General features: G+C 63.2%; 11 protein-coding genes. 8 read left to right on the forward strand and 3 right to left on the reverse strand.

Annotated features, from left to right (window positions below; all coding sequences use genetic code 11):
- Positions 1 to 42: 42 nt before the first annotated feature.
- From A5699_RS03830 to A5699_RS03860, 6 genes are all read left to right on the forward strand, one after another.
- Positions 43 to 1,146, forward strand: a complete 1,104-nt coding sequence (locus tag A5699_RS03830) for a three-Cys-motif partner protein TcmP (protein WP_067765613.1) — start codon at positions 43 to 45, stop codon at positions 1,144 to 1,146.
- A gap of 248 nt (positions 1,147 to 1,394) precedes the next feature.
- Positions 1,395 to 2,255 (forward strand): TnsA-like heteromeric transposase endonuclease subunit, encoded by an 861-nt coding sequence (locus tag A5699_RS03840; protein WP_231965561.1) that lies wholly within the window; start codon positions 1,395 to 1,397, stop codon positions 2,253 to 2,255.
- 113 nt (positions 2,256 to 2,368) lie between these two features.
- A complete protein-coding gene (locus A5699_RS03845) occupies positions 2,369 to 4,258 on the forward strand; it encodes a Mu transposase C-terminal domain-containing protein (protein ID WP_231965563.1) in 1,890 nt (629 codons plus the stop codon).
- Positions 4,259 to 4,264: 6 nt separating this feature from the next.
- Positions 4,265 to 5,296: an ATP-binding protein gene (locus A5699_RS03850; protein ID WP_067765625.1), complete on the forward strand. Its 1,032-nt coding sequence runs from the start codon at positions 4,265 to 4,267 to the stop codon at positions 5,294 to 5,296.
- Positions 5,293 to 6,177: a hypothetical protein gene (locus tag A5699_RS03855; RefSeq protein WP_067765628.1), complete on the forward strand. Its 885-nt coding sequence runs from the start codon at positions 5,293 to 5,295 to the stop codon at positions 6,175 to 6,177. Before A5699_RS03850 ends, A5699_RS03855 begins: the two co-directional genes overlap by 4 nt.
- A gap of 315 nt (positions 6,178 to 6,492) precedes the next feature.
- Positions 6,493 to 7,062: a chloramphenicol phosphotransferase CPT family protein gene (locus A5699_RS03860; protein ID WP_067765814.1), complete on the forward strand. Its 570-nt coding sequence runs from the start codon at positions 6,493 to 6,495 to the stop codon at positions 7,060 to 7,062.
- A 3-nt stretch (positions 7,063 to 7,065) separates the two neighbouring features.
- Here A5699_RS03860 and A5699_RS03865 read toward each other — a convergent pair whose 3' ends face one another.
- From A5699_RS03865 to A5699_RS03875, 3 genes are all read right to left on the reverse strand, one after another.
- Positions 7,066 to 7,404 carry a hypothetical protein gene (locus A5699_RS03865; RefSeq protein WP_067765631.1) on the reverse strand — a complete coding sequence of 113 codons (339 nt, stop codon included), beginning with the start codon at positions 7,402 to 7,404 and terminating at the stop codon, positions 7,066 to 7,068.
- Positions 7,405 to 7,480: 76 nt separating this feature from the next.
- Positions 7,481 to 8,188 carry a VC0807 family protein gene (locus tag A5699_RS03870; protein ID WP_067765634.1) on the reverse strand — a complete coding sequence of 236 codons (708 nt, stop codon included), beginning with the start codon at positions 8,186 to 8,188 and terminating at the stop codon, positions 7,481 to 7,483.
- Positions 8,185 to 8,799 (reverse strand): TetR/AcrR family transcriptional regulator, encoded by a 615-nt coding sequence (locus tag A5699_RS03875; RefSeq protein ID WP_231965565.1) that lies wholly within the window; start codon positions 8,797 to 8,799, stop codon positions 8,185 to 8,187. The genes A5699_RS03870 and A5699_RS03875 overlap by 4 nt, the downstream gene beginning before the upstream one ends.
- A 70-nt stretch (positions 8,800 to 8,869) precedes the next feature.
- On the opposite strand from A5699_RS03875, the gene A5699_RS03880 reads away from it, so the two are divergent.
- Both A5699_RS03880 and A5699_RS03885 read left to right on the forward strand, forming a co-directional pair.
- Positions 8,870 to 12,115 carry an arabinosyltransferase domain-containing protein gene (locus A5699_RS03880; protein ID WP_067765640.1) on the forward strand — a complete coding sequence of 1,082 codons (3,246 nt, stop codon included), beginning with the start codon at positions 8,870 to 8,872 and terminating at the stop codon, positions 12,113 to 12,115.
- An 84-nt stretch (positions 12,116 to 12,199) separates the two neighbouring features.
- Positions 12,200 to 13,453: a glycosyltransferase 87 family protein gene (locus A5699_RS03885; protein ID WP_067765643.1), complete on the forward strand. Its 1,254-nt coding sequence runs from the start codon at positions 12,200 to 12,202 to the stop codon at positions 13,451 to 13,453.
- Positions 13,454 to 13,812 lie beyond the last annotated feature (359 nt).

The following is a 13,812-nucleotide window of genomic DNA, read 5'->3' on the forward strand; positions in this document are numbered from 1 at the left end:
TTAATATGATCTTGGAGTAATCGGGAGCCAACAGGGGGCAGGGTGGACTCCACTACCATTCCGTGGGACGCAGACCCGCATACGAAAACGAAACACCTGCTGTACCAGCGGTATTTCGGAAAATGGTTTCCGATCATGATGCGTGGCTGGGGCGGTGACCTCACCTACGCCGAAGGGTTCTCCGGACCCGGTGTCTACGCAGACGGAGCAGCTGGATCACCAGTCATCGCACTCAACAGCATCATTGGAGATCCCGGCCTGCGCACCAGCGCGCACAAGATGCGACTGCTGTTCGTCGACCACAACCCACGATGCACGGCTCTGTTGCACGAGCGTCTGAGCGTTGCCGCCCAACCGGTCAGCCTCGATGACCTACCGCAACACGGAATCACTGTGGACATCCGGACGGGCGAATGTGTGCCGACGCTCGAACAACTTCTCACCGAACACAACGCTTGGGGCCGGCCAATGCTGGTCGTGCTCGACACGTGGGGCGGCTCAGTCCCGCTGGAACTTGTTCGCCGTGTGGCCAATAACGTCAACAGCGAAGTACTGATCACGATAGGGCCTCAATACTTCTCTCGATTCGCCCGCGTTGACGAAATTAGCCATGGCGATGCCGTATTCGGTAGTTCCACGTGGCGCGAAGTCATGAACAAACCACCCGGCGAGAAATCCAAGTGGCTTCTGCAACACTATCGCGACATCATTCAGGGCATCGGTTTCGACCATGTGCTCGACTTCGAATTGATCGATACCCGAGGACAGTCGCTGTACCTGGTGTTCGCCACCACACATGAGCGAGGCCTTGAAAAGATGAAAGAGGCGATGTGGGAGGTCGACGATATTTCCGGAGTCGGCTACCGCGATCCCCGAGATCCAGGTCAACAGACTCTCGAAATCGAATTCGAGCCCAACACCAATCCGTTACGCCGGCTAATCGTTGATCACCTGAAGCAGCAGCCGAACCACCAGGCGTCGGTGAGTGCCCTCCGCTCGTTCGCGCTGTTCAGAACCGTGTATAAAGCCAGCCATGTCATGCCGATCCTGAGAGACATGGTCGACAATGGCGAGCTTGTTTCCGATACTCCTGGACGACGTCTCGGCTACGACGGCTACGTCAGACTCTCGGGCACACGCACCTAAATAGGTCCGCGGTGTCCCCCATGTCCTAGAACCGGGCATAGCTGGCCGACGCAGCGGTCGACTCGCTGCGATTGCCGCTCCCGCGACCGCGTTTTTCACACATCCTGCTGCAGATGAGCAAGGCCCACCTGCGCTGACGGGTACACAATGGCGCCCGACTCCCAACGTGCCCAAGTGCTGCTCATCTACTGATGCTGGCGGGCACAGCAGGTCAGCCGTCGTTTCCGGCGGTGTAGTGGCCACTCGTCGTGCGCCGACACGAGGCTGCGCGCCGCCAATTCGGCGCCGAAGTTGTCGGTGGCATCTGCCAAGCTGCGAACAGCCGCCCCGAATCCGACCTTGGAGGCGATCCGTTGGTTACACGTGTTGCACCCCTGCCGGTCAATATCAGCGACCGGACGCGGATCCTCGTGCGTCCAACGGCCGCCCAGGTTGACAACCACGCGGTGAGCCCCGATGCCGCCGCTCTTGCGGTGGAGTCCGCACTGCCGATCCGGCGGTTCTACTCGTGGAAAGGCAAGCGCAACTACGAGGGCCGATGGTGGTCGTCTACGACCCGTACGCATATCGCATTTGAATCGCTGCTGGAACGTGACGCACTGATGATGGCTGACTTCGACACCGAGGTTGTGGCGATCGCCGCTCAGCCGTTCGCCCTGCTGTGGCCGCGCGATACCAATGGCGCCAAGCACCATGTGCCGGACTTCTTTGTCCGTCTGGCCAGTGGGGACGGACGCGTTGTCGATGTCAAACGGGCGGCGGCGGTCAAACATGCCGCCACGCAGTTCGAGCTGACCCGCAAAGCGTGTGACGAGATATGCTGGCTGTACCAGGTTTTCACCGAACCCGATCCCATCGTCACCGCGAACCTTCGGTGGCTGGCGGGTTACCGACATGATCGCTTCGTCCCCGACGTCAAGATCTACGACCGCATCACCCAGGCGTTCACCACGCCAATGCCGCTGGCGCTTGGTGTTCGAGAGGCCGCAAGCAGTCTGAACATTCCGGAATCACCGGTACTCGCCCACACCTACCACCTCATGTGGAAACACGACTTGCACACCGACCTTTGCACACCCCTGCGGATGGACAGGAAGGTCTGGCGATGAGATCAGTGCGGCTGTTTGACTTCATCGAATTCCACGGCTCCTCCTGGCAAGTTGTCGCCCAGGAGGGCACAACCATTGCGATTAAAAGCCTTGCCACCAACAGAATCCGCCGCGTGCCGCTCCTCGATCTGCTCGGCGACGATTCGTTTCTTCCCGACAGTCCCGACCGGCTGCCCAAACTTGACGACGCGGCAGTGCTCGATACCCTCGACGACTCCACCCGCCAACGTGCCCTGTTTCTACACCACCACATCGTCGAGGTACTGACAGGCGTGCCACCCAACGATGGGCTCCGCGAGAACACACCTCGACCCGAATACGACACGCGGAACCGGTTGGGCGACCGTATCAACGCCAAGCTCGCCGAACTGAGCGCGGCGGGCACACCGGTGGGTGAGCGTACATTTCGACGGCATCTGTCGGCCTACCGCAGCCGAGGAATGGCGGGGTTGGTCGACAAACGCAAAACCCGGGAACGTCCGCTGACCGGACGAGTCGACCTGCGGGTAGTCGCCCTGGTCGAAAGCGCACTCGCCAGTCAAGCCGACATCAGCACCGGCGGTCGTGATCGGGTGATCAACCAGGTCCGAATCGAGGCAACAAAGCAGGGACTCCCACTTCCGTCGCGCGCGACGATGTATCGGCTGCTGGCCGCGATGGAATCGGCCCGTCATCCATTCGGCCAAGCCACCACGCGCAGAACACAGTCCAACAAGCCTAACCGCACATGGGGACGCCAAGCGCCGTCCCGGCCGGGCGAGCTCGTCGAGATCGACTCCACCCCCCTGGACGTCATGGTCGTGAACCCCGATGGCTCCACCGGCCGAGTCGAACTCACCTTGGCTCTCGACATCGCGACACGCACCGCACTGGCCGCCATTCTTCGGCCGGCAGCCACCAAAGCTGTCGATGCCGCTGTGCTACTCGCCCGCGCATTGACCCCGTTGCCTATGCAACCCGCATGGGCAGCCTCACTTTCCTTCTCTCGCAGCATGCTCCCCCAAGGCATGATCGATGGCGACGCCGCCGTGAAAGCCGGGATCGCGGCCAAACCCGTCATCGTGCCTGAGAACATCACCATCGACCGCGGCAAGGTCTTCGTCGGGAACACCTTTCTGTCAGCCTGCGAACGGCTACAGATCGGCATCGTCAAAGCCGCGCCCCGGACCCCGACCGACAAACCCCACATCGAACGCGCTTTCGCGGCGATCAACAGTGGTTTCACCCAGTACCTCGCCGGCTATGTCGGACAGAACGTGGCCCACCGCGGCGCCGATCCCACTGCCGAGGCCGAATGGACGTTGGCCGAACTGCAAAACCTCCTCGACCTGTGGCTGATCGGGGTGTGGCAGAACCGGCCACACTCTGGATTGCGCCACCCCGCCATGCCGCGGAAAACCCTGACCCCCAATGAGGCCTACGCCGCCTTGGTGGGCATCGCACCAGGAATCAACGTCACACTCACCACCGACGATTACATCGGTCTGCTGCCCCTTGAGTGGCGATCAATCCAACCTTATGGCATCAACTTCGCTGGCCTGCACTACGACTCAGTCGACCTCCATGAGTACCGCGGCATGTCCAGCGGCCTACCCGAACCGGCAGCAGGCCGCTGGGAAATCCGCTACGACCCCTACCGCATGAACACCATCTTCGTCCGCGACCATAAACGGGGCCGCTGGATCCACGCCGACTGGACCATGACCAAACAAGCCTTGGCGCCATTCTCCCTCGACGTGCTCAACGCCGCCAGGAAAGCCGTCGCGCGGCGCGGCCACCACGACGCCGGCGTCCATGTGCTCTCCGAAATCAACCGCATCCAGGCCGGAATCGCCACCACAACGCGGGAACGCCGGGCAGCCCAACGCAATGCGACCACCGCACCCGCAGTTCCAGATCTCTCACCCACGCAAGTCGACGACACACCCACACCCGAACCAAGTCCCAGGACGACAATCCCCCGCCGCCGCGTCACCGCGGCCCGCCGCATCGACGAGGACTGATGCCCCATGGCCATCCCCGATTCGCTCACCGCCTGGCGCGAATTCGTGAGCTACACCCCCACCGCTCCCGACGTGCTCACCGCGAGCGAACTCTCAGCGCTAACTGCCGATGCACGAGCCCAATACGACGACGAGCGCATCGCGTGGCTTTCCGCCGATATCGTCCTGGAAACCGCTGACACCAAAGCACTCGACCGCCAAACCAGGATCACCCTGGCACGCAATGCCGCCCAAACCGCCACCGCCCGCAGAGGTTTGGCCCTCAGCGGCGCCGCCGGACTGGGCAAGAGTACCGCCGCACTACTCATCGGCAAGCGCCACGAGAAACGCATGAGAACCAAGTTCGGCGCCGATGCCAACTACGCCCCAGTCGTTTACGCCGTGGTGCCACCAGGAACCACCCCCAAGATGATGATGCTGGCCTTCGCCAATTGGCTTGGACTGGTCACCCGCAGCAAATACACCGCCCAAGACATCACCGAGCAGGTCGTCGCCGTACTTCGAGACCTGCGAACCACACTGGTGATCGTCGACGAAGTACACAACCTCAAAACCAATAGCAGTGTCGGAGCTGAAGCCGCCTCCGCCCTCAAAGTATTCAGTGAACGGCTCGACGCAACATTCATTTACGCCGGAATCGACTTGCTCACCAGCGACCTCTTCGCCGGCCACATGGGACGACAGATCAAGGCCCGCATGATCGTCCACGAAATAACACCGTACAGCCACGGCAGTCAATCCCAACGGGACGACTGGGCCGAACTTGTCCTCGGCTTGGAAACACTCCTGCCGTTGACCAAACACACGCAGGGATCGCTAGAAGAACTGTCACCCTATCTCTATGACCGAACGGGCGGCAGTATCGGTTCGCTTCGGGCACTGCTCAACGACGCAGCCATCGCGGCAATCCAAGAAGGCTCGGAGAAAGTAGACCGCGCACTGCTGGACTCGATCAAGACCGACCGCGCAGCGGATGAACACCACGCAGCCACGCCGCCGCGTCCCCGGACACGCAAACCGCTGAAGAACGCGATATGAACCTTCAACCGCTGCCGATCCGCACCAAGATCTATCACGGCGAAACCATCACCTCATACGCTCACCGGGCTGCCACCAACAACCACACCACCCTGCGCGAAGTCGAGCTCGAACTGCGGTCCCGAGGCATACTGACGTCCAGAGCGCGTTCAACCGACTCGCGCGCTCGCGTGTGGCGACAACTCGGACAGCTCCACACCAATGCGTTCCAAACTCCAAAAACTCACCGCGACAACCCAGTCCATGAACGACCGCTGTGCCTGCGCTGCAGCCGAGGCCAACCATCATCAGGCCGACTGCCCGAGATTGGCCTCGTATGTTTGCGGCACCGCCGCTGGCTCGGCCGCCCCCAATTCGACCTCCACGACTATCGTCCGGCGCTCGCAGCTGAACGACGCTTCAGGACACTGCACGCTCAACGCGGCCTCCTCTACGACGGCGAAACCATGCGGATCAGTATCGAGGCAGCTGCGCTCGCCCTCGGATCCGACTTAGCCACGGCCCGCGTACACACCGGAATCACCGACGAACACGCCCTGCTCTACCGCGAACAAGTCGCCATCGCCCAAACTCTCACCAGCCGGCACTTTCTCGACACCGCCTGCGATCCCCGCGTGCCAGCTCCAGACCGCAGGGCATTCATCGATAGTCAGATCCAAAAGGCACTCAACGTCCCCGCAGCTCACCCGAACGTGTGGCGAGCTACCGGTCGGGTCTGGATGGTTACCCGCGCACTGGCCGACGAACTGCTCGACGCCGCCTTCATCGGCCGAAAACCCTCCGACAGTGTATTGCAATTACTGCAATACTCATCGCTTGCCGACGGGCAAGGACTCCCCCGGCCCGATGCGTCGGGACCTGTGGATTCACTCAGCGCATAGCTGAGTGTCCACAGTCTGGCCCCGAACGCCTATGCGCCCGAGGCGCAGTCAAGAAACTCGTACTCAGCCGACGCATCGTCGCCCAGTCCGAACATCTGGCGGTAATCGTCACTGAACGTGGAACCCAGCATCGTCGCCGCGCTGCGCCACAAGCTCGCCCCAAAGACAAAGAGATCACCGCACTCTAAGCCATCGTCGCAGCACACCAATCAGCCATCGAACTGCTCTACGGTCAACTCGAACCCATGCATGAGTAGACCACCTCACCACGGTCGACGTGGCCACCCCATCGATCGGACTGGAATGATGACCGTCATGGCCGGGAGCGCAGAGGTTGGGCAGGTGGTCTTACTCAACGGAGTCTCAAGCTCGGGTAAGTCCACGCTCGCGCACCAGTTGATCGCTGACTTCGATACCCCGTGGTTTCACATGGGTGTGGACATGTTCGGGGCGATGCGCGCCGAACGGCAGACTCACGATCTCGACACGGACGGTTTGAGTGAGGTACTTCGCCGCACCCGCGCCGGATTTCACCGCGCAGTTCGAGGAATGGCGCTGGCGGGCAACAACATCGTGATGGACCACGTGCTGAGTGAGCCCTGGCGTCTGCCCGATCTACTGACCGTGATGGTGGACGTCGATGTCGTCTTTGTAGGAGTGCACTGTGAGCCCAACGACCTGACCCACCGGGAGGCTGCCCGCGGAGACCGCGTGGCCGGCACAGCCGTTGCCCAGATCGAGGTTGTCCACCAGCACGGGCTCTATGACGTTGAAGTCAACACCAGCGAGGAGACAGTCGAAGCATGCACCGCCCGTATCCGCGACTATTTGCAGCGGCACCCGTTCCCCGCCCATCGAGTGTTCGAGGCGCTGCGCGGCGTTTAACGGCTAGTCAGTACCAAGCCAGGCCTGCTCGGCGGCGTCGACGGTTTGAGCGAGCAACACGGCGATAGTCGTGGGGCCGACGCAGCCAGGAACCGGAGTGATGAGGCGGGCCCGCTCAGCCGCAGCCGAGTAGTCCACGTCGCCGACGTTGCCGGGGTTGTGACTGGCGTCGATGACCACGGCGCCGGGCTTGATCCAGTCGCCTTTGAGCACTTCGGGACGACCCACGGCGGCGACGACGATGTCGGCGTCCTTGATGGCCGACGGCAGGTTGGTGTGAGGGGGAACGGGATGAACGCGCGCGATCTGGCTGGACGTGGATGCGATCTTCGGTGTGCGCATTGACTCGTACCTAGCATGTGGAGTGCGACCGGCTCGTGTTGGCAAGTTTGCTGGAGTTTCACAACCGGCCAGGTACTCATCCGCTACAGAATCGTCGTCGACGGTGAAACTGGCCGATGCCGCCGAGCACGATCGCCACGATTACGACATCGGTGGCCAATGCGAGTGCGCTGAGTGTGCCTTTGGCGATATCGACAGGCAGGGTGAAGATGACGAATGCCGCTGCGGCTAGGTGGACGAAGCCGGCGATTGCGACGGCCAGGGTGAGACGCATGTGCTTGCGGTGAAATGCGCGGGCCTCCGCGTCGCTCTGCTCGCGGTTCGCGATGTATTGCTGCACCCAGCCGGGCCTCAACCAGTTGACGAGTGACTCAGTTATGGGCCGTTGTCTGAACAACCCGACGGTCACGAAGAGCTGAAAGACGACACCGGGAATGTGTTGGCCGAGCATCGTGATCACCGCTGACTGTGACAAGAGGCCGACGGCGAGCGTAATGCCGTTGGCGGTCACGAGGAACGCTGCGATGGGGTCGAAGGTACGGGTCCGGACGGCGGAAAAGCCGAGACGCAGCGCCGAAACGGCGGTACTGGTTAACAACGCTTCCACCGGGGATGCGCCGAGATACCGCGCTCCGTAGTAGGCCGCCAGCCCCAGTGCCGCACTGACAAGCCCGCGGCGCAAGTCGGCGAAACCTGACCGCGGATGCGGGGGGCCGACCTTCTGTTGTGGGCAGTCCGTACGTGACTGGGCAGGGTCCCGGACGTCCGTGCTGGCCCGCGTCACACGCCGTCCTTCTTCGCCGATCGGCTTCCGGGTTCGAACGGGGCGAGGAGGAATTCATCGACGAATCTGGCGAATGTGTCGTCGACGTGCGCGGGGTCGTCGGCGGTGAAGTACTCGATGATGAATCCTTGGAAGGCTGCCAACGCGATGCGTGACCGCGTTTCGGCGACGTGGGTGGGCATTCCCAGTGCTTCAAGGCGGGCCTGCGAATTACGGGTCAGCAACGACAAAGTGTCCCAGGTGTATTCGCGATAGGGGCTGTCGAGGCCGCAGGCGGCGCCAAAGACCTGCAACACGACGCGCAGGGTGTCGCGGCGTTCACCACGGGTGCAGGCGTGCCAGTCTTCGAAACACCACTGTCGATGGGCCTCAATCGACACCGGAAGTTCCAGGTCATCGGTCTCGGGTATCGCCGCCCGTTGCTGGCGGATCATGACCTCGAGAATCAACTGCTCCTTGCTTCCGAAGTAGTAGACGAGCATGCGTGCGCTGGTTCCCATCTCAGCTGCCAGCGTTCGCAGGGAGGTATCGACGACGCCGGTGCGCGCGAGAACGACGCCCGCGGCGGCGAGCAGCGCCTCTCGTTTGGCGTGGTCGATCGGGCGGGGCACACTTGACTGTAACAGATGCTTCAGATATTGGTTGTTCGGTGGGAGGGAACATCATTCAGGCCGCCGCCCAGTGACGGCGGTCAGAGACACCCAAGCCGACGCCGTCACCGCCGACAACAACGATGACCGCAGCGCGCCGTGCCGCGGCGTACGGTTGGCGCGTTGGGTCGCAGTCATCGCGGGACTGGCCGGTTTCGTCGCCAGTGCGCTAATTCCGGTTCTTCCGGTCGTGCAGACCACCGCCGCACTGAACTGGCCCCAGCACGATCAGCTGGGCAGCGTGACCGCGCCGTTGATCACCTTGACCCCGCTGTCACTGGACATGTCGGTCCCGTGTGGGGTTATCGATGCCATGCCCGAGCACGGTGGGCTGGTGCTCGGCACCGCACCCGCGGCCGGCAAGCAGGCGACCCTCAACGGACTATTCGTGACTGTGACCGAGCAGCGGGTCGACGTCATCGTGCGCAACGTTGCCGTCCTGAGCGTGCCGCGCTCCCGGATCACCACCCAGGACTGCCAGCGGCTTGAGGTGTCCTCGTCGCAGGCGGGCACGTTCGCCACCGTTGTCGGGCTCACCGATCCCGACACGGGCGAACCGCTGCGCGGCGGGTTTCCCGATCCGAACCTGCGGCCCCAGATCGTCGGCATCTTCACCGATCTCACCGGCCCTGCCCCACCAGGCTTTTCAGCGTCGGCGACCATCGATACCCGCTACACCAGTTCGCCCACACCGCTCAAGCTCGCCGCAATGCTCGTAGGGATGACCGCCACGGCGGTGGCACTGCTGGCACTGTGGCGACTTGACCGCCTCGACCAGCGACGGGCCCGGCGGCTGATCCCGATGCGCTGGCGTACGTTCACCGCTGTCGACGCGACCGTGATCTTGGTGTCAGTTGTGTGGTTCGTCGCCGGCGCCGGATCCTCCGATGACGGCTACCAATTCGAGATGGCCAACGTCTCCAGCCACGCCGGATACATGTCCAACTACTTCCGCTGGTTCGGCAGCCCCGAAGATCCGTTCGGCTGGTTCTACCACCTCATCGCCGCCATGACCCACGTCAGTCAGGCCAGCATGTGGCTGCGGCTGCCGGACCTGATCTGCATGCTGGTGTGTTGGCTGCTGTTATCACGAGAAGTGCTGCCCCGCTTAGGGCCTGCAGTCACCAGCAACAAGGCCGGGGTGTGGGCGGCTGCCCTGGTTCTGATCGCCGCGTGGATGCCGTTCAACAACGGGCTCCGCCCCGAAGGCCAGATCGCCACCGGAGCGCTCATCACCTACGTATTCATCGAACGCGCCATCATCTCCAGCCGGGTCACCCCCGCCGCCGTGGCCATCGTCGTCGCCGCATTCACGTTGGGAATCCAACCCACCGGGTTAATCGCGGTCGCAGCCCTGCTGGCCGGTGGCCGCCCCGTCCTGCGTGTGATGATCAAACGTGCACGGGTTGTGGGTATCTGGCCCATCGTCCTGCCGATGGCGGCAGCCGGATTCGTGGTATTGACGGTGATCTTTGCCGATCAAACGTTCGCCACGGTGTTGGAGGCCACCCGGGTGCGGACCGCGATCGGCCCCAGCCAACCCTGGTACACCGAAAACCTGCGCTACTTCTATCTGATCCTGCCGACCACCGATGCGGCACTGTCTCGGCGATTCGGGATCTTGATCACGATGGTGTGCCTGTTTCCGTCCATGCTTCTCATGTTGCGTCACAAGCGGATACCCGGCATTGCGCGTGGACCGGCATGGCGGTTGATGGGCACTATTCTGGCAACGATCTTCCTGCTTACCTTCACCCCCACCAAGTGGATTCACCACTTCGGCCTCTTCGCGGCCGTCGGCGCTGCGATGGCCGCACTGGCCACCGTGTTGATGGGGGCCACGGTATTGCGCTCGCAACGCAACCGGCTCGCGTTCCTGGCCGCCGTGTTGTTCGTTGTCGCACTGTGTTTCGCCTCCACCAACGGCTACTGGTATGTCTCAAGCTACGGGGTGCCGTTCAACAACAGCAGCCCACACTGGGGGCCGCTCACCGTCAGCGGCATCGCCTTCGCCGCGTGCTTGCTCACCGGCGCCTACGCGGGCTGGCTGCACCTCACCGCCTCCAAGCGCCCCGAATCGCGACTCAGCCGAGGCCTGACGGCCGCACCGGTCCCGTGGGCGGCCGGGATGATGGTCGTCGTGTGCCTCGGTTCCATGCTTACCGGCGTGGTCCGCCAGTACCCCTCTTATTCCAACGGCTGGGCCAACCTACGTGCATTGGCCGGCGGTTGCAGCTTGGCCGACGACGTCCTCGTCGAACCCGACCCCAACGCCGGCTTCCTCACAGCGCTTCCCGGCAGCACGGGTCCACTCGGCCCACTCGGCGGCACCCGCCCTAACGGCTTTGCCCCCAACGGGATTCCCGCACACACGCTGGCCGAGGCAATCTGGCAGACCAACCCGAAACCCGGCACCGACTACGACTGGGACGCCCCCATCGCCCTCGACCACCCCGGCATCAACGGCTCAAGCGTGCCGTTGCCCTACGGCCTCGACCCCGGCCGCGTCCCGGTCGCCGGCAGCTTCACCATCGGCGCGCAGCAAACATCCATCGCGACCTCGGCCTGGTACGAGTTACCGCCCGCCGACACCGCCCACCCACTCGTCGTGATCACCGCCTCCGGAACCATCACCGGCGACAGCGTGCTGTCCGGACACACCGACGCCCAGACCGTCGCGCTCGAATACGCCACCCCCGGCGCCGACGGGACGCCTCAAGCCACCGGTCGGCTCACCCCCTACGACATCGGCCCCCAACCAGCTTGGCGCAATCTACGATTCCCCCGTTCCGACATTCCCGACGACGCGCTATACGTGCGGATCGTGGCCGAAGACCGATCCTTGGACCCCGGTGACTGGGTCGCGTTCACCCCGCCGCGGATCCCCGAGCTGCGTTCCGTGCAGGAATATCTCGGCAGGGTGCAGCCGATTCTGCTCGACTGGGCTGTCGGCCTGGTGTTCCCTTGCCAGCAACCCATGCTGCACGACAACGGCGTCACCCAGGTCCCCAACTACCGCATTTCACCGGACTATCCGGCCAAGATCGAAATGCCCGACACCTGGCAGTCCGGCGAGAACGGCGGGCCGATCGGCATCACCGACCTGCTGCTGCGCGCACACGTCATGCCCACCTACCTCAACCGCGACTGGGGCCGCGACTGGGGATCACTGCGCCGCTTCGACACCATCGTGGACTCCCCCGAAGCCCACCTCGACCTCGCCACCGCCACCCGCAGCGGGCTATGGAACCCCGGCCACATCCGCATCAGCCCCTGACCCCCGATATCAAACGAAAGACCCACAACCGGCGTGATTCAGACAGCCCAGACCGCGACGATAGACCCACCACCTTCCCGAACAGTGCCGAGGGCAGCGGTTGGTGTCGGATTCCTCGCCGCGATCGCCGCGCTTGCCGTCCACCATCTGCTGGAACCGTTCAATGCGTCATCGCACATGGGGTTGTTCACCAACGGCGGTGACCTGGACATCTACCGCCGTGGCGCACTCCAAATCCTGCATGGCCAGCGGATCTATCACGATCAGCTGCCCGCAGGAGGGTGGTTTACCTACCCACCGTTCGCGGCAATCACCTTCGTTCCGCTGGCGGTTCTGAACTTCACTACAGCCAAGGCGCTTTGGATGGCATTGTCGTTCACTGCGCTCGCGGCAACGATCTGGCGCTGTGCCACCGTCCTGGGTTACCGGCCGGACCGGCGGCTCATGCTGATCAGCGTCGCGCTGACATTCGTAGCTCTCGACATCCAGGCGGTGCGAGGCACTCTCTGGCAGGGCCAGATCAACCTGATTCTCATGGCGATCATCGTCTGGGATCTGACTCGTCCCAACGGCGCCCGAATGCACGGCTGGGCGGCTGGTATCGCTGCGGGCATCAAACTGACCGCCATCGTGTTTGTGCCATACCTGCTTGTCACCCGGCAATGGCGTATCGCGGCCACAGCTATGGCTACCGCCGTGGCAACCGTGGCCGTGACGTGGATTGTGCTACCGGCAGACTCTACCGACTACTGGTTGCACGCTGTCTTTCAGACCGACCGCATCGGCCCCCTGGCACATCCCGGCAACTACTCGATCGGAGGGATCCTCGCCACCATCTGGGAACCCACTCCAATGCCCGCCTTATTGTGGCTGGCCGCTGTCGGTCTTGCCAGTCTCCTTGGCCTATACGCCGCCTATCAAGCCCACCGCACCGGGAACCGCCTGCTGGCCATCACGATCACCGGCATGCTTTCCTGCACAATGCCGCCCCTGGCGTGGAGCCACCACTGGGTTTGGTCAGTACCGCTACTGGCGGTCATCCTCGACCGCGCCGCACGCGCCACCGGCACCGCCCGCTGGCGCTGGGCGGCAAGCACTGCAGCCGTCTACCTGACCGTCTTCATGTGGTTCAACGCCTGGCTCTACCGCACCGCACACAGCCTCAACAACCAATACCCCACATACGTTGACGCACTCGACGCCGCCATCGATCAGATGACAAAAGCAGACAGGCTGCTCGCCGTCGCCACCCAACCCGCCCTGTTCATCGCGGTAGCCGTGGCCACTATCGCAGGGGCGCGGTGGCTTTCATCTCGGCCCGCTGATCGTCCGCACTAGCGCACTGCAGTCGTCGAGGATCTTCAGCCGACAGCCGAGCGGCCAACCTAGCCGCCTGGCAACGTCGGCCTCACTTCTTCGATAACGTCACCCACGTCGCGCAATCCTGCGGCATCGCCTAGAGCTGACGGCTTCACTCCAACCAGACTGCTGCACCTCCCAACCAACGGGCAGGGGGCGCAGCAAACTGCCACCACCGTCCAGCCGGGGCGGTGACACTGGGAGGGGACTCCGCGTCGCCCTCCGAGCAGCTCCCCCAGGCGTTCTCTTGGTTCATCGCTACATCGGTAACGTCGCCGTTTCATCGGATGAATCACGGATGTTCCGAGAAACCGGCCCTCCACCACCACTGTTCTAGA

Source organism: Mycobacterium sp. E802 (assembly GCF_001666875.1).
GTDB lineage: Bacteria > Actinomycetota > Actinomycetes > Mycobacteriales > Mycobacteriaceae > Mycobacterium.